Source organism: Erwinia sp. AC075 (genome assembly GCF_979253995.1).
The window spans coordinates 2,135,546-2,154,207 of the sequence record NZ_CEEDEU010000001.1 but is presented as its reverse complement, the minus strand read 5'-3'; the positions used below and the strand labels follow the sequence as shown (position 1 = coordinate 2,154,207).

The window sequence follows — 18,662 nt, the reverse complement described above, 5'->3', positions numbered from 1 at the left end:
TCTGTACAAGTTGAAGTTCACACTAAATCCCTGTAGATCTCAATTTAGAGAAACTTTCCCTTTTATGAGATTTTTATGGAACCTCTTGCCAATACCGACCGACGTCTGGCCCAGCGGCTGGCGGATTTACGTCTGGAAAAAGGCTGGTCGCTGGAAACCCTGGCTGAGCTGACCGGCATCAGCCGGGCCTCTTTGTCGCGCATTGAGCGGGGCGAAACCAGCCCAACCGCCGCCCTGATGAACCGCCTGTGCATTGCCTACGAGCTGACTATGTCGCGTCTGCTGAGCGAGGTTGAAGAGCAGGGACCGCAGCTTCTGCGCGCGGCCGCGCAGACCGTCTGGCAGGACCGCGAAAATGGCTATCACCGGCGTAGCGTTTCACCGCCGGCCACCCCTTTTCACGCTGAGCTGGTGGAAGGGCGTTTGCAGAGCGGGGCGCTGATTGAATATGACGCGCCGCCCGTAGAAGGCATTGAACAACATATCTGGATGCTCGCCGGCGTGCTGGAGTTCAGCATGAACGACGAGCAGTGGCGGCTGGAAGCCGGTGATTGCCTGCGCTTTCACCTGTTTGGCCGCTCCTCCTTCCACGCGCCGGAGGCCGAAGGTGCGCATTACGCGTTGGTGGTGTGTCGTCCATGAATGAAATTCAGTATCAGCTTCTCAGTGCAGAACAGGCAGCCAGTGAACAGGACGCGTTGTACAACGTTCTGCACGGCTGTGTGGCAGAAGGCGCCAGCATTGGTTTTATCTCGCTGGATCCGCAGCCCATGCTCACTTTCTGGCAGGGCGTGGTGACCAGCCTGGCCAGTGGCGATAAACGGTTAATCGTGGCCCGCCAGCAGGGCGAGATCGTGGCGACGGTGATGGTGGTGTTGGGCATGATGCCTAACGGTCAGCATCGCGCGGAAATCGCCAAGCTGCTGGTCCATCCCAAAGCCAGACGGCAGGGCATCGCCCGCGCATTACTGCATCAGGCGGAGAAACGGGCTGAGCAGGAGGGAAGAACCTTGCTGGTGCTGGATACCCGCAGCGGCGATGTGGCAGAGCAACTGTATCTGGCGCAGGGCTGGCAGATAAGCGGTCAGATCCCGCATTACGCACTCTCCACCGAAGGGGTGTTTGATGCCACCACGGTGATGTTTAAGCGGGTAGGCTGAAAAAAAAGCCAAGGGTGCGCATCATGATGGTGCAGGCGCTCAGGCTATTCCCAGCGAATCCATAAACAGTTTAATAATCTGATTTATCTTGCGGCCCTTTTTTATTATCAGACAGAAGGGCGTATGCACCTGCAACGCATCCGGGCCGACGGCGCGGATGCTATTCTCCTGCACATATCGCGTGGCGTAATGCGTCGGTAAATAACCAATAAAATGCCCGGTGAGGATCAGCATCGCCACCGCTTCAACCTGTACCGCCTGAATGTTGCTCTCATTAAAGGCGAACAGCTTATTGCCGTGGCGATGTGTGACATAGGTATGATTAATGATCTTTTGTTGTTTTAATAATTCAAGGGTAATGTCAGCATCCGCCATTGAAAATAACGCATGCTCGCTGCTGCAATATAATGCCGAGGTTTCGCTGTAGGCAGAATAATAATCGAAGTCACTCTTCTCATCATAAACCGGCGCAATAGCACAATTAAAACGGCCCTCATTTAATCCTTTTTCAATATCATCCAGATGCGCGGTTTGCAGCCGGATGTTTACTTTTGGTGCAGCAATATGCAGTCGCTGCACGGCTTTGGTGACCGGCGAATGCGGGTCAGAAATGGTGTTATCGACCACGGTAATACTCAGGTCGCCCAGCAGTTCATTGCGGCTGTTATGCAGCCTGTCGCGGAAGGTATTCAGCGACGAAAACAACTCCAGCGTGGCCTGATAAACGGTAATGCCGTACTCCGTCAGCTCAAAGCCTTCCCGCCCACGGCTGCACAGGGTCATCCCTAAACGGATCTCCAAATCCGACACCTGTTTACTGATTGCCGCCAGACCAATATTCAGTTCATGACTGGCAGAGGTCAGCCCGCCGGCTTCCACGACACATTTAAATACACGCAATAACTTCAGGTCGACATTGTTAATGGTTATCGATGAATTATCGCTGCGCGGATAATTCATGTTTCCCGTATTGGAAACCTTACTTTCCATAATAACTATTCAACCCCGGATTAAATACAGTGAAAGTAAGAGTGAACCTGAATCAGACACGAAATACCAGATAGTACGCAAATATAACCTTTATTTATCGTTAAGGCTGTTTCCAGAGGATTTCCTTATTCTCCTGCGGATCCGGCGTTAACCTCGCCATAAGAGAGAAATTATGTCAGACAGTGCCGATCGTTTATGGGGTGCCCGTTTTAAAACGCCACCAGCCGCCGCCTTAACCGCGCTGTCGCGCAGCCCTGAATACTATTTTGCACTGGCACCTTATGACCTCGCCGGCTGCCGGGCCCATGCGCACGAACTTCAGCGCGCGGGCCTGCTTACCGCAGAAGAAACCCGGCACATGACCGCCGCTATCGACCAGCTCGACCTGGATTACCGGGCAGGAAAGGTCGATCCGATCGCGGCTGATGAAGATGTTCATACCTTTATCGAGCGCGTCCTGACCGAGCGGCTTGGCGCGCTGGGCGGCAAGCTGCGCGCGGGCCGTTCTCGTAACGATCAGACCGTCAACGATCTGCGACTGTATCTGCGCGATAACGTCCGCAATATCACCACCGCATTGCTGGCCCTGCAGAAGGCATTGATTTTCCAGGCCGACCAGCACACCCACACCCTCGCGCCCGGTTTCACCCATCTTCAGCAGGCTCAGCCGATTGTGTTTGCTCATCAGCTACTGGCCCATGCGCAGTCGTTCTCACGGGATATTGAACGCATTCAGGACTGGGATCACCGCAGCGCCTTCTCGCCACTCGGTGCAGCAGCGATGGCCGGTTCCGCCATTGCGCGTCGCCCGGAACTGGCGGCGAAAGAGCTGGGCTATCGCGCCCCGTGCGAGAACTCGATTGATGCCGTAGCCAGCCGCGACTACGTTGCTGAATTCCTGTTTATCACCAGCATGATCGGCGTCAACCTGTCGCGCATCAGCGAAGAGATTTGCCTGTGGACCTCCCGCCAGTTCCGCTGGGTAGAAATCAGCGACAGCTATGCCACCGGCAGCTCAATCATGCCGCAGAAAAAGAATCCGGATATTGCCGAGCTGACGCGCGGTCGCAGCGGCCGCCTGATCGGCAACCTGACGGCGATGCTGGCCACCATGAAGGCGATGCCGCTCTCCTATAACCGCGACCTGAGTGAAGACAAACGCAGCGCCATTGATTCGGTCGACACCCTGCTGTTAGTGCTGCCTGCAATGGCCGGCATGATTGAAACCATGAAGGTCAACACCGGGGAGATGCTGGCTCAGGCCCCGGATGGCTTCACCCTCGCCACCGAAGTGGCTGACTGGCTGGCGATGCGCGGCGTGCCGTTTAAGGAAGCGCATGAGATCACCGGCAAACTGGTTCAGCTGTGTGAATTCCATCAGCAGGGCCTGTCCGATCTGACCGACGACCAGCTGGCTGAGGTCGATGTCCGGCTGACGCCAGAAGTGCGCAGTGCGCTGACGCTGGAAGCGGCGATCCATTCCCGCGACGGCTTCGGCGGCACCGCACCGGCGCGCGTCAGCGAGCAGATTAGCCGCCTGAAAGCGCGTATCCAGCAGCAGGCCGAGTGGGTGAGCGTCTATCAGGGCCCTCGTCTGTAACTTCTCAGCCTTCAACCTCCGGAGCCGGAATGAACAGTTCGCAAAACGTTAACGAGACGGGCAGGGCAGCCGACCCCGCTTACGATCTCAAGCGCTACCAGATGGTCCCCAAGCGCTATTACGGGCGCATCACCGCCACGGTGGTGATCATCCTGTTGCTCGGCTCGCTGGTGCACGCCTTTTCGCAGGGCAAAATCGAGTGGTCCTATGTCGGGCAGTTCTTTACCGCCCGCGCCATTCTGGACGGGGTGGTGAATACGCTGGTGATGTCGATTCTGGCGATGGCGCTGGGCATCTTCTTCGGCGTGGTGGCGGCGATTATGTATATGTCGCCCAACCCGGTGCTGCATTACCTCTCGGTCGGCTATGCCTGGGTCTTTCGCGGTACGCCGCTGATCCTCCAGCTGCTGCTGTGGTTTAACCTGGCGCTGGTGTTCCCGGTGATCGCCATTCCCGGCGTGTTTAGCGTCGAAACCGTCAACGTGATGACGCCATTTGTCGCGGCGCTGCTGGGGTTGAGCATCAACCAGGGCGCGTACACCTCGGAAGTGGTGCGGGCCGGGCTGTTATCTGTTGATACCGGTCAGTATGAGGCGGCGAAGTCGATTGGCATGCCGCGTCTGCAGGCGCTGCAACGCATCATCCTGCCGCAGGCGATGCGGGTGATCCTGCCGCCGGTCGGCAACGAATTTATCAGCATGATCAAAACCACCAGCCTGGCGAGCATGATCCAGTACTCCGAACTGCTCTACAACACGCAGAACATCTACTACGCCAATGCGCGGGTGATGGAGCTGCTGTTCGTGGCGGGCATCTGGTATCTGATTATCGTTACCGTGCTGTCGTTCGGGCAGAGCCGCCTTGAGCGCTACTTCTCACGCGGCCAGCGCCGCCGCAACTAAGGAATTCCTGCGATGAGAAATATCGTCAGAGCCGTTGAGGTGAACAAGTACTTCGACCATTTCCATGCCCTGAAGGACGTCAGTCTGGAGGTGAATTACGGCGAGGTGATGTGCATTTTGGGGCCGTCCGGCTCCGGGAAAAGCACCTTCCTGCGCTGCATCAATCAGCTGGAAAGGGTCGATCAGGGCGGGATTTGGATCGACAACGAACTGGCCGGCTACCGCATGGCCGGCAACAAACTGCATCCGCTCAGCGACAAGCAGATTGCCCGTCAGCGGCTGCAAACCGGCATGGTTTTCCAGCGTTTTAACCTGTTCCCGCATAAAACCGCGCTGGAAAACGTGATTGAAGGGCCGTGCAGGGTGCTGTTGCGGCCAAAGCGGGAAGCGACGGAAGAAGCGATGGCGCTGCTGGATCGGGTGGGACTATCCAGTAAGGCGCACGCCTATCCGCAGGCGCTTTCCGGCGGACAACAACAGCGTGTGGCGATTGCCCGCGCGCTGGCGATGAAGCCCAAGCTGATGCTGTTCGACGAGCCAACCTCGGCGCTTGACCCGGAAATGGTCGGCGAAGTGCTGGCCGTGATGCGGACGCTGGCAAAAGAAGGAACCACGATGGTGGTGGTCACCCATGAAATGGGCTTTGCCCGTGAGGTGGCCAACCAGGTGGTGTTCATGGATGAAGGTCGCATTATCGAACGCGGTGCGCCCGAAGACATCCTGCTGAATCCGCAAAATCCGCGGATGCAGAATTTTATCAACGCCATTCTTCTTTAATAACCAGGGTAAATCAGATGAAAAAGATCGTGCTTACTGCCGTTGCTGCCGCTGTTCTGCTTAACTCCGCCGCCTGGGCTGCGGAGCTGCCTGCTGCCCTGAAAGCGAAAGGCGCACTGACCGTGGCCATCATGCCGAACTATCCACCAATGGAATTCAAAGATCCGGCGACCAATACCTTAACCGGCGTCGATGTCGACCTGGGTAACGCGATTGGCGAGAAGCTGGGCGTCAAAATCAACTGGCAGGAAATTGCCTTTGAACAGATGGTCAACGCCGTATCAACTAAGCGTGTCGATATGGTGATGTCCGGCATGACCGACACCGCCGAACGCCAGAAGGTGGTCAGCTTTATCGACTACTTCACTACCGGCCCGCAGTTCTACACCTTAGCGGCGCGCAAGGACATCAACAGCGCGACCGATTTGTGTGGCAAGAAAGTCGGCACCAGCCGTCGTACCACCTTTCCACAGGAAATCGCCAAATGGAGCCAGGCCAACTGCGAAGCCAAAGGTAAGCCCGCTATCGTGGTGGTCGGCGCGGAAGGCACGGCAGATGCGCGTACCCAGCTGCGTCAGCGTCGTCTGGATGGCGCGGTGCAGGGCAGCGAAACCCTGCCTTACGTGATGAATCTGGAGAAAAACACCTACAAGCCGTTGGATAAGGCGATTGCGTCGCAGTTCACCGGCATGGCGATCGACAAAAACGATCCGGCGCTGATTGCGGCGGTGCAGGGCGCGGTCAATGAGATGATCGCCGATGGCAGCTATGTGAAGATCCTCAGCAAATGGGGCCTGGCGGATAACGCCGTGAAAACAGCGACCGTGAACGGGAACTGATGATGACCTCACCTGACGTTCGCCCGCGCTGGCCGGAAGGCAAGCAGGGCTGTATGGCACTGGCCTTCGATCTCGATGGTCCCACCGGCGACGCGATGCTTAACGGCACGATCTGGCAGAAGCCCGAGTATTTCACCTTCGGCGGCTACGGCCCGTTCCGCGCGCTGGGGCGGATCCTCGATCTGCTGGAGCAGTTTGACGTTCCGGCCACCTTCTTTATTCCGGCGTGGGTGGTGGAGCAGTGGCCGCGGCAGTGCGCCGCCATCGTCGAAAAAGGGCATGAGGTGGCGTATCACGGCTACCGCCACGAATCCTTCTATGCCCTGAGCGGCGAACAGCAGCGTCAGGTGATGGCGACCTCGCGTGAAATTTTCTGGCAACACCTCGGCATCCGTGCCGAGGGGTTCCGCACGCCCTCGGGCGACTGGCACCACGAGACGCCGGGCATATTGCTGGACGCTGGGGTGACCTATTCCAGCAGTATGCGCGGCGACGACCGGCCCTACGCCATCGCCGTGCCGGGCTTTACGCAGAAGCTGGTGGAAATCCCCGGCAAATGGGAGATGGATGATTACGCGTCGTTGGCCTATACCCGCGAGCCGGACTTCCCGAAAGGGCTGGATCGCACCGCCAGTTATGCCTTAACGCTGGATAACTGGTGCCGTGAATTTGATGGCGCGATGGATGAAGGGCTGTGTCTGACCACTCTGTTCCATCCGAAAATCAGCGGTAAACCGGGCCGCATTCTGCTGCTGGAGCAATTTATTGCGCATATGCGCCAGCGCAACGTGTGGTTCGCCCGCTGCCGCGATGTCGCCCACTGGTATCTCAAGGAGCAGCAGCATGACTGAACCCACACGCTGGCCAGACGGGCAGCAATCTGCCGTGGTGCTGACCATCGATTTCAATGATATTCACGGCATTCTGACGGACACCCCCGCCGTGGCCGGGCGCGATAAAACCCTCTCGGTCTGGCGTTACGGCACGCTTCGCGGCGTCGATCGCCTGCTGAAGCTGCTGGCAGAGAAAAACGTGCGCGCAAGCTGGTGTCTGACCGCTATCGTGGCGGAAGAGAATCCTGAGGTGTTCGCGCGGATTGTCGCGGCGGGGCATGAAATTGCCGGTAGCGGCGATCGCCATCAGAATTTCGATAGCCTGACGCTGGCAGAGCAAGTAAGCAGCGTCACTGCGGGTTGCGACCTGCTGCAAGCCGCCTGCGGCCAGCGTCCGGTGGGATTCCGCACGCCAGCCGGGCAGTGGAAACCGGGGCTGGCAGAGGCGCTGAGCGATCGCGGCATCCGCTGGTCTTCCAGCTGGCGCGGTGACGATTTGCCCTATTTTCATCCGGCCACCCGACTGGTGGAACTGCCAATGCATTATGAACTGGAAGACGAGCCTTACTTCGCCTTCAACCTCAGTCCGGCGGTGCCACCGGGGCAGTCGCGCATCGCCTCGTATCAGCAGACGCTGGAAAATATGAAGCTCGATTTTCGGGGCTTCCACCGCTTTGGCCTGTGCTACGTCTTACGCCTGCATCCCGAAATCATCGGCACGGCCGGGCGCATTGGCCTGCTCGGGGAACTGCTGGACTTTATCCGCAGCCATGAAAAGGTCTGGCTGGCCAGCGCCGGAGAGGTGGCGGCGTGGTGGCAGACCCAGCCGGATAACGTCAGCGAACACCCTGCGGAGATCTTCCGGCGCCAGCAGCAGGAGCAGGAGCAGCAAGCATGAGCCAGAGCATCAATCAGCTGGCCCGCTTTGTCGCGCAAACCACCTTCAGCGATCTGCCTGAGGCGCTGGTTGAGCGCGCCAAACGGCATATTCTGGATACCTTCGGCGCGACCCTTGCGGGCAGCAACAGCCCGATCGCGCTGGCGGTTCAGCAAACGGTGCTGGCTGAAGGCTGCGCGCCGGCTGCCCGCGTCTGGGGACGTTCGCTGGCCACCTCGCCGCGTAATGCGGCCTGGTTGAACGGTATTGCGGCGCATATGTATGAGCTGGACGATACCGGCGGTTGCGATCACTCCGGCGCGGTGGTGCTGCCTGCGGTAATGGCGGTGCTGCCACTGTGCCCGGCTGATGTGACGGGCCGCGAGCTGATTACCGCCGTGGTGTTGGGCTATGAGATTGGCCGCCGGGTGCTGGAAGCCTGCGGTGGCTATGCACCGCACAACGAAGCCGGTTGGCATTCCACCTCCACCTGCGGCGTATTTGGCGCGGCGGCGGCGGTGGCCTCATTACTTAAGCTTAATCAGAACCAAACGGTGCAGGCGTTGGGCATAGCGGCCAGCTTTAGCGGCGGCTTATGGGGCTTTATCCACGACGGTTCGCAAAGCAAGAAGCTGCACGCCGGACGGGCCGCAGAGGGCGGGGTGCTGGCGGCGATGCTGGCCCGGCAAGGGATCACCGGGGCATCACAGACCTTTGAGGATCTCTGGGGCGGCTTTCTGAAGACGCTGGCCCCTTCCAGCCGGCAACCGCAAGCGCTGACCGCCGAACTGGGGCAGGTATGGAAACTCAACCGCTGTTCGATCAAGCCCTATGCCTCCTGCCGCGGCACGCATTCGGCGGTGGATGCCGTCGGCGAGTTGATGGCAGCCCATCATTGCAGCGCCGCAGAGATTGCCCGCCTGCACGTTTACCTTAATCCCTTCCTGCTGGAGATGTGCGGCAACAGCGATCTTGAAAGCCTGGCGGCAGCACAGATGAGCCTGCCTTACGCGATGGCCGCCCGCGTGCTGTATGGTCATGCTGGCCTCGCGGCGTATGACGAGGAAAAACGCGGCAGCTCAGAGATGGCCGCCATGCTGGAGCGCATTGTGCTGTATGTCGACGCCAGCCAGAACAGCAACGAAGAGCCGATTGTTGAACTGGAAACGCTTAACGGCGAACGCGGGCGTCAGCAGGTGACCGTTCCGCTGGGATCGCCGCAAAATCCATTGAGCGATGAGGCGTTGTTGCTGAAGTTTCAACAGCTGGCGCTAAGGGTGTTGCCGGCGCAGCAAACCGCCGCGCTGGAAGCTTACTGCCTGACGCTGGAGCAGCAGACCGATATGCAGGAACTGCTGAATCTGCTGACGGTGCATTAAAAAAATCCCCGCAGTTGACCTTCAGGCGCTGCGGGGGTTACTTTCCTTTAATGCCCGTTTTTCCCCCAGGTGGATCAAGGAACTATGCTCACGTTGAAAGTGTTAAGTATTGGATTTATCTGCATCATGCTGCTCTCTTTCGGCCAGAGTTACCTTAACGCCTCGCAGAACGGTACGGCGATGACCGGTCAGAGTTGGTCCACAGCGAAACGGGATTCCGCCGGCATCGCCCCCGATCCGGTGGCCTTCAGGCAGACCGCCATTGTGCAGGTGTATATTGCGCCTGCCTTTAGCTGGCGCGGGCTGCTGGCTGTTCATCCGTGGATCATCTTTAAGCAGGCTGGCGAGACGCAGTTCCGCCGCTATGAAGTGGTGAGCTGGGGAAGTAACAACGTCATCAGAGAGAATTTCACCCTGCCGGACGGTTACTGGTTTGGCGGTAAGCCGCAGCTGATCGTCGATCACCGGGGCGCTGGCGCAGAGGCGATGATCCCGCAGATTGAAGCGGCAATTAAAAGCTATCCGTGGCCGCACACCTACCGCGTCTGGCCTGGCCCGAACAGCAATACCTTCCTGGCGCACATTGGCCGCGAAGTCCCCGCGCTGAAGCTCGATCTGCCCGCTAACGCCATCGGCAAAGATTTCCGGCCGCTGACCAATCCGGTCGGTTTGCCGCCGTCAGGACGCGGTTTCCAGGCCTCGCTGTTGGGCGTGCTGGGATTAACGCTGGGTGGGGAAGAAGGGCTGGAGATCAATATCCTCGGCTTCAATATGGGCGTGGATGTGAAATCTCCCGCGCTGCGCCTGCCGTTTATCGGCCGCATTGGCAAAGCCCGTCTGGAAACCGATAGCGGAAGCTAGCGTCTGCTGGAGACACCCGGTTTCACGCCGGGTGGTTTATATAACAACGCCGCCTTATAAAATGTCTGCTCAGGTAAAAAATACATATGCTTTCTAATCAGGGTTTTACATGGCTGGCGACCACCTGAGCAGCCATTTTCGCCGTCTCTATCAGTCGGCGTTGGGACATGCCCAGACAAGCTGCGGAAGATAATCCTTTCAGCGTCACCACCATAAAATCCGTCAGGCATTCCGCTGATTGAGGGGTAGCGGTCAGCAACCAATCATGTATGGCCGTAATGCCAGGTTTCGCTATGGTACAGGCAACCTCCCTGGCATCTTTATCATCCGCCCGCATGCCTTCGGTGACCAGGCAGCCCCGCTGATGCGCGTGGCGTCCATATTGCCTGGCTGCGGCAACAAGCAAATCTTCCACGCCCTGTGCTACAGATTTATCGGCTGATAACAGTTTGTTCAGCGGAAGGGCGCTTTCGCGCGCATACCGTTCCAGGCTCCGTTCATACAATCCCACCTTACTGCCATAGGCTGCATAAAAACTCGGCGGCTTAATGTTCAGCGCCTCGGTCAGGTCAGCGAGACTGACGGCATCATAGCCATGTTCATGAAAAAGAGCCTGCGCAATGGCTACGCCTGCCTCACGATCAAATGCCGGGCGTCGCAGTCTGTTTTCTGATTTCATCTTTCCTCCTGAATACTTTTTATATAGTAACCGCTAAAAGTAAAAGCATCAAAAGGTAAATTTAACTTATTGATTATATTGATTAATAAAAACACTAAAAAATTAGCTGTTGTTATTGCCCCTAAATACATGTAGTGATCACTACATAGATAATTCCCAGTAATCAGGAGAAACACAATGACTCAGGCTTTCAATAAAAAAATCGCTGTTGTGACTGGCGGCTCATCCGGCATTGGTCTCGGGATCGCCCAGGAACTGGCAGCACAGGGCGCGACGGTCATCATTACCGGGCGAGATAACCATAAACTTAATTCAGCCCTCAGTACCTTAGGCCCTGATGCGAGTCAATATTCGGTGGATGTCTCCCGCCTTTCCGAACTGGATGCGTTCTATGAGCAAATTCGTTCACGCTATGGTCGGATCGATGTCCTTATTGCCAATGCCGGCATGGGCGAAATTGAGCCACTGGGGCAGATCACCCCGGAAAAGTTTGACCGTCAGTTCACCACCAACGTCAGGGGGATCACCTTTACTGTCCAGAAAGCCTTAGCGCTTATGCCGCCCGGTAGCAGCATTGTTATCACCGGATCGACAGCCTCCATAAATCCCGGTGAGGGAATGAGTGTTTATGGCGGCACTAAGGCGGCGTTACGCGCCATGGTTCGTAGCTGGATTTTGGATATCAAAGGTTCCGGCATACGCATAAACATCCTCAGCCCCGGTCCGGTTGATACACAGTCCTTACGCGATTTCTTACCCGAACCGGTTGACGCCATTTTGCAGTCTCTGCGCGACCGCAGCCCAATCGGGCGTATTGGCCGTACAGAAGAAATTGCCAAAGCGGTTACCTTCCTCGCCAGTGACGATGCCGGCTATATCAATGGTGCAGAGATTTTTGCCGATGGAGGGGCATCTCAGATTTAACCGTTGTGACCGGCGCGTGGCGATCCGCCGCGGACATATTCAACCCTTTAAATTAAGAGTCCCATAATGACAACTTCAATGAATGCAGTGAATGAACAACATTTTATCGATGAGTTAAAAATACAGCGGTTGCTGGCCACTTATGTCCACAACCTGGATGATGGAAAATTTGCTGAAAACGCCGAATTGTTCAGGCATTCCAAATTTATTGTCCTGACAGAGTCGGCTCAGGGGCGTGAGGAAGTTGAGCAGTTTCTTATTCGTGGCGTTCAGCGCCATCAGGACGGCACTCCCCGTACATGGCATAACGTCTCTAATGCCCTGATCGATATCTCTTCTTCCGGCGATTCTGCAACCTGCGTAAGTTACTTCACCGTACATCAGGAGCTGGAAGGCTTTCCGTTACAGCCAATCTGCGCGGGCCGCTACTATGACAGCTTTGAGAAACACACTGGTCAATGGCACTTTACCTCGCGCAATGTCGTTCCCCGCCTGATGGGCAACCTTCACTATCACGTTGGTACCCCAATCGACAGGACCCGGATGGAGGGGGTGTAATGAATAACAAAAACAACGCGCTGGTTACTGGCGGCAATAAGGGGATCGGTTTTGCCATCGTCCGGGGACTCGCCCAGAAGGGGATGTCGGTCTGGATGGGCGCGCGGGATCGCAGGCGGGGTGAGCAGGCCGTTGCGCTTTTACGTCAGGAAGGACTTAACGTCCGGTTGCTGGAAATGGATGTCGCAAATCAAATAAGCGTGCAGGATGCCGTTGCAAAACTTTCTGAGAATATTGATTCCCTCGATGTGCTTGTCAACAATGCCGGCATTATTAAAGACATCGATACGCCTCCCAGTCAGGTCAATATTGAAGAGATGAAAGCCGTCTACGAGGTGAATCTTTTCGGCCCGGTTCGCGTTACGCAGGCCTTTCTGCCTTTGCTTAAAGCATCCACAGGATCGCGGATCGTTATGATGAGCAGTGGAGTGGGGTCGTTGACGCTGATTACCGACCCAACCTCACTTTATTCAAGCGTTAATCTTATGGAATATACCTCTTCAAAGGTCGCTCTGAATGCCATTACCGTTTCGTTCGCAAAAGAGCTTGAATCTGAAGGTATTAAAGTCAACGCCGTGGAACCGGGCCATGTACGCACCGATCTGAATGGTAATACAGGATTTCTGACGCCAGAAGAGGGGGCAGAAACCGCGATAAAGATGGCCTTATTGGGGCCTGAGGGGCCAACGGGGGGATTCTTTGGCAGTCACGGGCGTCAACCCTGGTAGGTGAGCCCCTCAATGAGCCGTGACCTGGCTTAACTTGAAGTGCCGGTCAGCAGTTATCTTGCTGACCGGTTTCATAAGCTGGCTGATTATAACCAGGTTTTGATGCGATATTGGCGAACCGCCGCCGACATTTTTCGCCGGACGTAACATCCGGCACTATGCTGGTTCGGGCGCGCTTACCGTGCGCGTCACTCAAGGCCTAACGCTGGGCGGCCAGCGCTTCCACGCGGGCAATCGCCTGGTAAAGCGCCTCGACGGTAACCGGCTCGGCCATGTTTTCCATATCCGGCGCGTGCACCGACTCGCGGACAATCACCTCAAGCTCTTCCTCCGTCAGCCCGGCAATCTCTTTCAGACTTAGCGGCACGCCGCATTTGTGCGCCAACGCCATCTCATGCAGCAACTCTTCGTCACTGCGGTTTTCCAGCGCCAGCAGGCATAGATTGCCGTAGCCCACCAGCAGGCCGTGACCGAATTCGCGGGTTTTATCGCAGAAGGTAAAGCCTTCATAAATCGCGTGCGCGGCGGCAGCATGCGCGCCATTGCTCATTAATGAGGTCAGGCCGGCAAAGGTAAAGATCACGTCCAGCACCTGATCCAGATGGTGGTCAGGCAGATTTTTGCGCACCGCCTCGACCGCTTTTGGCCCGTGGGCGGCGATAATTTCATAACAGATATGGCTGTGCGCCAGCGAAGAACGGGCATTGGCATCCAGCGCGGGGTGGCGCTGGCTGACCGCACGGAATTCGTACCACTTGGCCAGCGTATCGCCGAGGCCAGCCGCCAGCCAGCGCAGCGGTGCCAGCGCCAGCAGTTCGCTGTCGATAATCACCGCAGCCGGCGCCTGATGCAACGGGAAGATATCGTGAAAATTGCCGTTATCATCGTAACGAATACTCAGCGGCGTCACCGCCGAACAGGTGGCGGCAATGGTGGGCAGGGTAATCACCGGGATATTGCATTCAGCGCCTACTGCCTTGCAGGTATCCAGCGACTTGCCGCCGCCGGTGGCGATAATCACATCCGCCCTTAACGCCATTGCCAGCTCACCCAGCCGGGCAATCTGCGTGAGCGAGGTTTCCCCGCCGAACCATTCGCAGCCGACCAGCGCCACTTCTGCATCCGCCAACTGCGTTCGCACCTGCGGCTCCACCGCTTTCAGCGCCTGATGGCCGCCGATCAGCAACGCGCGCTGCCCCAGCTCGCAACAGATTTCTCCTAACTGATGAATCACCCCTGCGCCACGCAACACACGGGCCGGGAAAACCAGATTTTGTTCAGACATGACTGACCTTATCAATGTGCCGACGCTGGGCGCCTTCAGTTGTATTTCACTCCGGGTAACACACAGAGCATTTCGTAGAGAATATTTGCTGCCAGCTGCGAGGTGGTGCCGCTGATATCATAAGGGGGCGAAACCTCAACCAGGTCAGCGCCAATCAGGTTCAGACCACGGCATCCGCGCACAATTTCCAGCCCCTGAATCGAGGTTAAGCCGCCCACTTCCGGCGTGCCGGTGCCCGGTGCCCAGGCGGGATCAAAGCTGTCGATATCATAGGAAAGATAAACCGGGCCGCTGCCCATCTGCGCGCGAACCTCTGCCATCAGCGGTGCCATGGACTGATACCAGCATTTTTCAGCGGGTACCAGACGGAAACCCCGATCGACGCCCCACTGAAAATCGCCGGCATCGTAGCCCTGCGCCCGCTGACCAATCTGTATCACGCGTGTGAGATCGAGTAATCCCTCTTCGACCGCCCGGCGGAAGGTGGTGCCATGCGCAATCTTCTCGCCAAACATGTCGTCGTTGGTATCAGTATGCGCATCGACATGGATAAGTCCTACCGGTCCGTGCTTTTTTACCAGCGCGCGCAGAATGGGCAGCGTCAGGGTGTGATCGCCACCGAGCGTAAGCGGCACCAGCGGGAAGGCGTTCAGCCCGGTGTAATAGTCTTCGATAATCTGTACGGATTTATGCAGATTATAGGTGTTGATCGGCACATCGCCGAGGTCAGCCACCCGCAGTGAATCAAACGGGGCCGCGCCGGTGGCCATGTTATACGGCCGGATCATCACCGAGTCCGCCCGAATCGCGCGCGGGCCATAACGGGTACCTGCGCGCTGCGACGTGCCGATGTCCAGCGGAATGCCGACAAAGGCCGCATCCAGTCCAGCCGGCGTGTCGACTGCCGGCAAACGCATCATGGTGCCACGTCCGGCAAAACGCGGCATATCGTTACCGCTTTGCGGCTGCGGGAAATCGGGGTTATCAACAGGTTGCATCGGGTGCGCCTCCGGGCAGTCAGCAAATGAACCGCCATCATCTGTCGTACAGGCTTGTGAAAAAATCCCTGAGAGCAAATAATCAGTTCATAAAATTCATAACTGATTGCCGACCCTGAGGATCCGCCGTGAGTACCACCCGTCTGCCCAACCTCAAGCTTCTGACTATTTTCGCCACGGTGGCCCGCTGCCAGGGCTTTTCCCGCGCGCAGCAGGAGCTGAATATGACCATGCCGGCGATCAGCGGTTATATGAGCGAACTGGAACAGCGGTTGGGATTTGTGCTGTGCCAGCGCGGACGCGGCGGATTTTCGTTAACCCCGCGCGGTGAACAGTTTTTGCAATACAGCCTGCAGCTGCTGGGCACGCTGTCCGACTTTGACCGCCAGGTTGAGGGGCTGAAAACCGAACAGGGCGGCGTTTTTTCGCTGGGGGTGGTGGATTCCGTCTCTACCGACACCCGGCTGGGGCTGGCGGAGAGCATCAATCAGTTCAGCGAGCGATTCCCGGCGGTGTACCTCAATCTTTCGGTTCGCGATCCCAATGAGCTGCAGCAGAAGGTGCTGGATAACCGGCTCGATCTGGCTATCGGTCATTTCCCGGTTAACGTCAATAACCTGGTGACGGTGCCGCTGCATCACGAGCAGCACTGGCTGTACTGCAGTGACAGCCATCAGCTGTTTGACCAGCCGGATCTTGATGCGCTGGATCTGCATGATTATGGCTTTGTCACCCGCAGTTACTGGAATCAGGCCGAGCTGATGCGGCGTGGATTCAAGGCCAGCGCCGCCTCGGTGGAAAGTATTGAAGCCCAGCTGATCCTGATCCTCTCCGGGCGTTATATCGGCTATCTGCCGGAACACTGTGCGCGGCCCTGGGTGGAGAAAGGGCGGCTGAAAAGGTTGTCTCCGCAGCAGTTCAGCTATCAGGCCTCTTTCTCACTGATTTTCCGCCGTGGGCGCAGCCGGGAGACGCTGATCAGGGCTTTCCGCGATTTAGTAAAATTGCGTGCCGCGCCGACACAATAATCTAAGAAGGCTGACGTCAGCCTTATACTGTGTAAAAATACAGGCCGTTTCAGTAAAAAGTGGTTGTCATGGCGTTATCTGCCGCGTTAAAAACGCAAATTGCCGAATGGTACAAAGCCCTTCAGCAACAAATTCCCGATTTTATTCCCCGCGCCCCGCAGCGGCAGATGATTGCCGAAGTGGCGAAAACGCTGTCGGGCGATGATGGTCGCCATCTGGCGATTGAAGCGCCGACCGGCGTGGGGAAAACGCTCTCCTATCTGATCCCCGGCATCGCGGTCAGCCGTGACGAGAAGAAGCCGCTGGTGGTCAGTACCGCTAACGTGGCGCTGCAGGATCAGATTTACAGCAAGGATTTGCCGCTGCTGAAGAAAATCATTCCCGATCTGCAGTTCACGGCGGCCTTTGGCCGTGGGCGCTATGTCTGCCCGCGCAATCTCTCGGCGCTGGCCACCGATGAAGAGAAGCAGGGCGATCTGCTGCTGTTCCTTGATGAGCAGATGACCGCCAGCAAGGATGAGCGCGCGCTGTGCACCACGTTAGAAAAAAAACTCAACCGCCATCAATGGGACGGCCTGCGCGATCACTGCGAAGACACCATTGAGGACTCCCTGTGGCAGCGCCTGAGCACCGATAAAGCCAACTGCCTGGCCAGTAACTGCCACTGGTTTCGTGAATGTCCGTTCTATGTTGCCCGCCGTGAGATTGAACATGCGGATGTGGTGGTCGCCAACCATGCGCTGGTGATGGCCGCGCTGGAAACCGAATCGGTGTTACCGCCAGCGAAAAACCTGCTGCTGGTGCTGGATGAGGGCCATCATCTGCCGGACGTCGCCCGCGATGCGCTGGAAATGAGCGGCGAGATCACCCCGGGCTGGACCACCTTACAGCTCGATCTGTTCTGCCGTCTGGTGGAGCAGTGTATGGCGCAGTTCCAGCCAAAAAGGCCGCCGGGGCTCAGTAACCCTGAGCGGCTGAAAGCCCATTGCGAAGAGGTGCGTGAACAGCTTCAGCAGCTGTCGCATATCCTCGCCCAGCTGCTGCCGCCCAATAATCAGGAAGGCGAATACCGCTTTGAAATGGGCCTGCTGCCGGAAGAGGTGCTGACGATCTGTGCGCGCCTGTTCAAGCTCAGCGACGGGCTGCGTGGTCTGGCAGAAGCCTTGCTTAACGATTTGAGCGAAAAATCCGGCCAGTTTGATGTGGTCAGGTTGCACCGCACGCTGATCCAGATGAACAAAGCGTTGGGCTGGTTTGAAGCCAGCAGCAAACTGTGGCGGCTGGCGGCGATGGAGAAAGCCTCTGGCGCACCGGTGTCGAAATGGGCCACGCGGGAAATCCGTGAAGGCAATGCACATCTGATGTTTCATTGCGCCGGGATCCGCGTCAGCGATCAGCTGGAGAAACTGCTGTGGCGCAAAATTCCCCATGTGGTGCTGACTTCCGCTACCTTGCGCTCGCTCAGCAGCTTCCAGCGTTTGCAGGAGATGTCTGGCCTGACGGAGAAGGTCGGCGATCGTTTTGTCGCCCTGGATTCCCCGTTTAACCATATTGACCAGGGAAAGCTGGTGATCCCACAGATGCAGTTCGAGCCGATGCTGGCGAATGAGGTGAAGCATCTGGCGGAAATGGCGCACTTTTTCCGCGATCAAATTAAGCAGGCAAAGCACAAAGGCATCCTCGTGCTGTTTGCCAGCGGCCGGGCCATGCAGCAGTTTCTCGCTTATATTCCTGAGCTGCGGCTGATGATGCTGGTGCAGGGCGATAAGCCGCGTCCGGCGCTGGTGGCCTTGCACCGTAAGCGCGTTGAGCAGGGTGAAACCAGCATCCTGGTTGGCCTGCAGTCGTTTGCCGAAGGTCTGGATCTGAAGGGCGATTTGCTGTCCCAGGTGCATATTCATAAAATTGCTTTCCCCCCGGTGGACAGTCCGGTTATTTTGACCGAGGGCGAATGGCTGAAAAGCCTGAAGCGCTATCCGTTTGAAGTACAAAGTCTGCCCAGCGCCTCCTTTAATCTGATTCAGCAGGTGGGCAGACTGATCCGCAGCCATGAATGTTTTGGCGAAATCGTGATTTACGACCGCCGTTTACTGAGCAAAAGTTACGGCGCCCGTTTGCTGGGGGCACTTCCGGTCTTCCCGATCGAGCAACCTGCCATGCCGGAAGGGCCGCTGCCGAAAGCCAGTCCAGCCCTCAGCGGCAAGAAACCTGCCGCCCGTCGTCGCCGCTAACCACCGAACAGAG

Annotated in this window: 19 protein-coding genes; 15 read left to right on the top strand and 4 right to left on the bottom strand. The window is 57.3% G+C overall.

The genetic code is table 11. The annotated features are described in order from the left end of the window. The first annotated feature begins 75 nt into the window (after positions 1-75). Both AC0IXH_RS10105 and AC0IXH_RS10100 read left to right on the top strand, forming a co-directional pair. Positions 76-642, top strand: a complete 567-nt coding sequence (locus AC0IXH_RS10105) for a helix-turn-helix domain-containing protein (protein ID WP_471720385.1) — start codon at positions 76-78, stop codon at positions 640-642. After that, entirely contained in the window at positions 639-1,160 is a 522-nt protein-coding gene (locus tag AC0IXH_RS10100) for a GNAT family N-acetyltransferase (protein ID WP_346565974.1), read from the top strand. Before AC0IXH_RS10105 ends, AC0IXH_RS10100 begins: the two co-directional genes overlap by 4 nt. Before the next feature lie 39 nt (positions 1,161-1,199). Here AC0IXH_RS10100 and AC0IXH_RS10095 read toward each other — a convergent pair whose 3' ends face one another. After that, the gene (locus tag AC0IXH_RS10095) at positions 1,200-2,150 is read right to left on the bottom strand and encodes a LysR family transcriptional regulator (protein WP_346565975.1); all 951 of its coding nucleotides are present in this window, start codon (positions 2,148-2,150) and stop codon (positions 1,200-1,202) included. A 172-nt stretch (positions 2,151-2,322) separates the two neighbouring features. Here AC0IXH_RS10095 and argH point away from each other — a divergent pair, with 172 nt between their 5' ends. The 8 genes from argH to AC0IXH_RS10055 all read left to right on the top strand — a co-directional run bounded on the left by argH (position 2,323) and on the right by AC0IXH_RS10055 (position 10,218). Further along, complete coding sequence (argH, locus tag AC0IXH_RS10090; RefSeq protein WP_471720384.1) at positions 2,323-3,750, top strand: argininosuccinate lyase; 1,428 nt, start codon at positions 2,323-2,325, stop codon at positions 3,748-3,750. 29 nt (positions 3,751-3,779) lie between these two features. Beyond that, positions 3,780-4,652: an amino acid ABC transporter permease gene (locus tag AC0IXH_RS10085; RefSeq protein ID WP_013201425.1), complete on the top strand. Its 873-nt coding sequence runs from the start codon at positions 3,780-3,782 to the stop codon at positions 4,650-4,652. A gap of 12 nt (positions 4,653-4,664) precedes the next feature. Further along, entirely contained in the window at positions 4,665-5,429 is a 765-nt protein-coding gene (locus AC0IXH_RS10080) for an amino acid ABC transporter ATP-binding protein (RefSeq protein ID WP_013201426.1), read from the top strand. A gap of 17 nt (positions 5,430-5,446) precedes the next feature. Continuing rightward, complete coding sequence (locus AC0IXH_RS10075; protein ID WP_471720383.1) at positions 5,447-6,268, top strand: ABC transporter substrate-binding protein; 822 nt, start codon at positions 5,447-5,449, stop codon at positions 6,266-6,268. 2 nt (positions 6,269-6,270) lie between these two features. After that, entirely contained in the window at positions 6,271-7,119 is an 849-nt protein-coding gene (locus AC0IXH_RS10070) for a polysaccharide deacetylase family protein (protein ID WP_199862659.1), read from the top strand. Then, positions 7,112-7,999 carry a polysaccharide deacetylase family protein gene (locus AC0IXH_RS10065; protein ID WP_471720382.1) on the top strand — a complete coding sequence of 296 codons (888 nt, stop codon included), beginning with the start codon at positions 7,112-7,114 and terminating at the stop codon, positions 7,997-7,999. Before AC0IXH_RS10070 ends, AC0IXH_RS10065 begins: the two co-directional genes overlap by 8 nt. After that, positions 7,996-9,357: an MmgE/PrpD family protein gene (locus AC0IXH_RS10060; protein WP_471720381.1), complete on the top strand. Its 1,362-nt coding sequence runs from the start codon at positions 7,996-7,998 to the stop codon at positions 9,355-9,357. Before AC0IXH_RS10065 ends, AC0IXH_RS10060 begins: the two co-directional genes overlap by 4 nt. A gap of 84 nt (positions 9,358-9,441) precedes the next feature. Continuing rightward, positions 9,442-10,218 (top strand): DUF3750 domain-containing protein, encoded by a 777-nt coding sequence (locus AC0IXH_RS10055; protein WP_471720380.1) that lies wholly within the window; start codon positions 9,442-9,444, stop codon positions 10,216-10,218. 97 nt (positions 10,219-10,315) lie between these two features. Here AC0IXH_RS10055 and AC0IXH_RS10050 read toward each other — a convergent pair whose 3' ends face one another. After that, on the bottom strand, positions 10,316-10,897 hold the full coding sequence (locus AC0IXH_RS10050) for a TetR/AcrR family transcriptional regulator (RefSeq protein ID WP_053145921.1): 582 nt from the start codon (positions 10,895-10,897) through the stop codon (positions 10,316-10,318). Between the two features lie 177 nt (positions 10,898-11,074). Between AC0IXH_RS10050 and AC0IXH_RS10045 the strand changes: the two genes are divergently transcribed. The 3 genes from AC0IXH_RS10045 (at position 11,075) to AC0IXH_RS10035 (ending at position 13,107) form a co-directional block, all read left to right on the top strand. Further along, complete coding sequence (locus AC0IXH_RS10045; protein WP_053145919.1) at positions 11,075-11,821, top strand: SDR family NAD(P)-dependent oxidoreductase; 747 nt, start codon at positions 11,075-11,077, stop codon at positions 11,819-11,821. 66 nt (positions 11,822-11,887) lie between these two features. Next, complete coding sequence (locus tag AC0IXH_RS10040) at positions 11,888-12,379, top strand: nuclear transport factor 2 family protein (RefSeq protein WP_471720379.1); 492 nt, start codon at positions 11,888-11,890, stop codon at positions 12,377-12,379. After that, positions 12,379-13,107 (top strand): SDR family oxidoreductase, encoded by a 729-nt coding sequence (locus AC0IXH_RS10035; RefSeq protein WP_053145914.1) that lies wholly within the window; start codon positions 12,379-12,381, stop codon positions 13,105-13,107. The genes AC0IXH_RS10040 and AC0IXH_RS10035 overlap by 1 nt, the downstream gene beginning before the upstream one ends. Positions 13,108-13,306: 199 nt before the next feature. Here the strand turns inward: AC0IXH_RS10035 and AC0IXH_RS10030 are convergent, their stop codons facing one another. Continuing rightward, entirely contained in the window at positions 13,307-14,392 is a 1,086-nt protein-coding gene (locus AC0IXH_RS10030; RefSeq protein WP_471720378.1) for an iron-containing alcohol dehydrogenase family protein, read from the bottom strand. 35 nt (positions 14,393-14,427) lie between these two features. Continuing rightward, the gene (gene speB, locus AC0IXH_RS10025; protein WP_471720377.1) at positions 14,428-15,390 is read right to left on the bottom strand and encodes an agmatinase; all 963 of its coding nucleotides are present in this window, start codon (positions 15,388-15,390) and stop codon (positions 14,428-14,430) included. A gap of 128 nt (positions 15,391-15,518) precedes the next feature. On the opposite strand from speB, the gene AC0IXH_RS10020 reads away from it, so the two are divergent. Then, a complete protein-coding gene (locus AC0IXH_RS10020; protein WP_206402715.1) occupies positions 15,519-16,418 on the top strand; it encodes a LysR substrate-binding domain-containing protein in 900 nt (299 codons plus the stop codon). Positions 16,419-16,486: 68 nt separating this feature from the next. After that, positions 16,487-18,649 (top strand): ATP-dependent DNA helicase DinG, encoded by a 2,163-nt coding sequence (dinG, locus tag AC0IXH_RS10015; protein WP_471720376.1) that lies wholly within the window; start codon positions 16,487-16,489, stop codon positions 18,647-18,649. Positions 18,650-18,662: the final 13 nt, after the last annotated feature.

Coding starts and splice junctions, on each gene's coding strand:
- AC0IXH_RS10040 (WP_471720379.1), top strand. CDS start 11,888: ATGACAACTTCAATGAATGCAGTGAATGAACAACATTTTATCGATGAG.
- argH (WP_471720384.1), top strand. CDS start 2,323: ATGTCAGACAGTGCCGATCGTTTATGGGGTGCCCGTTTTAAAACGCCA.
- AC0IXH_RS10070 (WP_199862659.1), top strand. CDS start 6,271: ATGACCTCACCTGACGTTCGCCCGCGCTGGCCGGAAGGCAAGCAGGGC.
- speB (WP_471720377.1), bottom strand. CDS start 15,390: ATGCAACCTGTTGATAACCCCGATTTCCCGCAGCCGCAAAGCGGTAAC.
- AC0IXH_RS10035 (WP_053145914.1), top strand. CDS start 12,379: ATGAATAACAAAAACAACGCGCTGGTTACTGGCGGCAATAAGGGGATC.
- dinG (WP_471720376.1), top strand. CDS start 16,487: ATGGCGTTATCTGCCGCGTTAAAAACGCAAATTGCCGAATGGTACAAA.
- AC0IXH_RS10080 (WP_013201426.1), top strand. CDS start 4,665: ATGAGAAATATCGTCAGAGCCGTTGAGGTGAACAAGTACTTCGACCAT.
- AC0IXH_RS10075 (WP_471720383.1), top strand. CDS start 5,447: ATGAAAAAGATCGTGCTTACTGCCGTTGCTGCCGCTGTTCTGCTTAAC.
- AC0IXH_RS10050 (WP_053145921.1), bottom strand. CDS start 10,897: ATGAAATCAGAAAACAGACTGCGACGCCCGGCATTTGATCGTGAGGCA.
- AC0IXH_RS10105 (WP_471720385.1), top strand. CDS start 76: ATGGAACCTCTTGCCAATACCGACCGACGTCTGGCCCAGCGGCTGGCG.
- AC0IXH_RS10085 (WP_013201425.1), top strand. CDS start 3,780: ATGAACAGTTCGCAAAACGTTAACGAGACGGGCAGGGCAGCCGACCCC.
- AC0IXH_RS10095 (WP_346565975.1), bottom strand. CDS start 2,150: ATGGAAAGTAAGGTTTCCAATACGGGAAACATGAATTATCCGCGCAGC.
- AC0IXH_RS10060 (WP_471720381.1), top strand. CDS start 7,996: ATGAGCCAGAGCATCAATCAGCTGGCCCGCTTTGTCGCGCAAACCACC.
- AC0IXH_RS10045 (WP_053145919.1), top strand. CDS start 11,075: ATGACTCAGGCTTTCAATAAAAAAATCGCTGTTGTGACTGGCGGCTCA.
- AC0IXH_RS10055 (WP_471720380.1), top strand. CDS start 9,442: ATGCTCACGTTGAAAGTGTTAAGTATTGGATTTATCTGCATCATGCTG.
- AC0IXH_RS10030 (WP_471720378.1), bottom strand. CDS start 14,392: ATGTCTGAACAAAATCTGGTTTTCCCGGCCCGTGTGTTGCGTGGCGCA.
- AC0IXH_RS10065 (WP_471720382.1), top strand. CDS start 7,112: ATGACTGAACCCACACGCTGGCCAGACGGGCAGCAATCTGCCGTGGTG.
- AC0IXH_RS10100 (WP_346565974.1), top strand. CDS start 639: ATGAATGAAATTCAGTATCAGCTTCTCAGTGCAGAACAGGCAGCCAGT.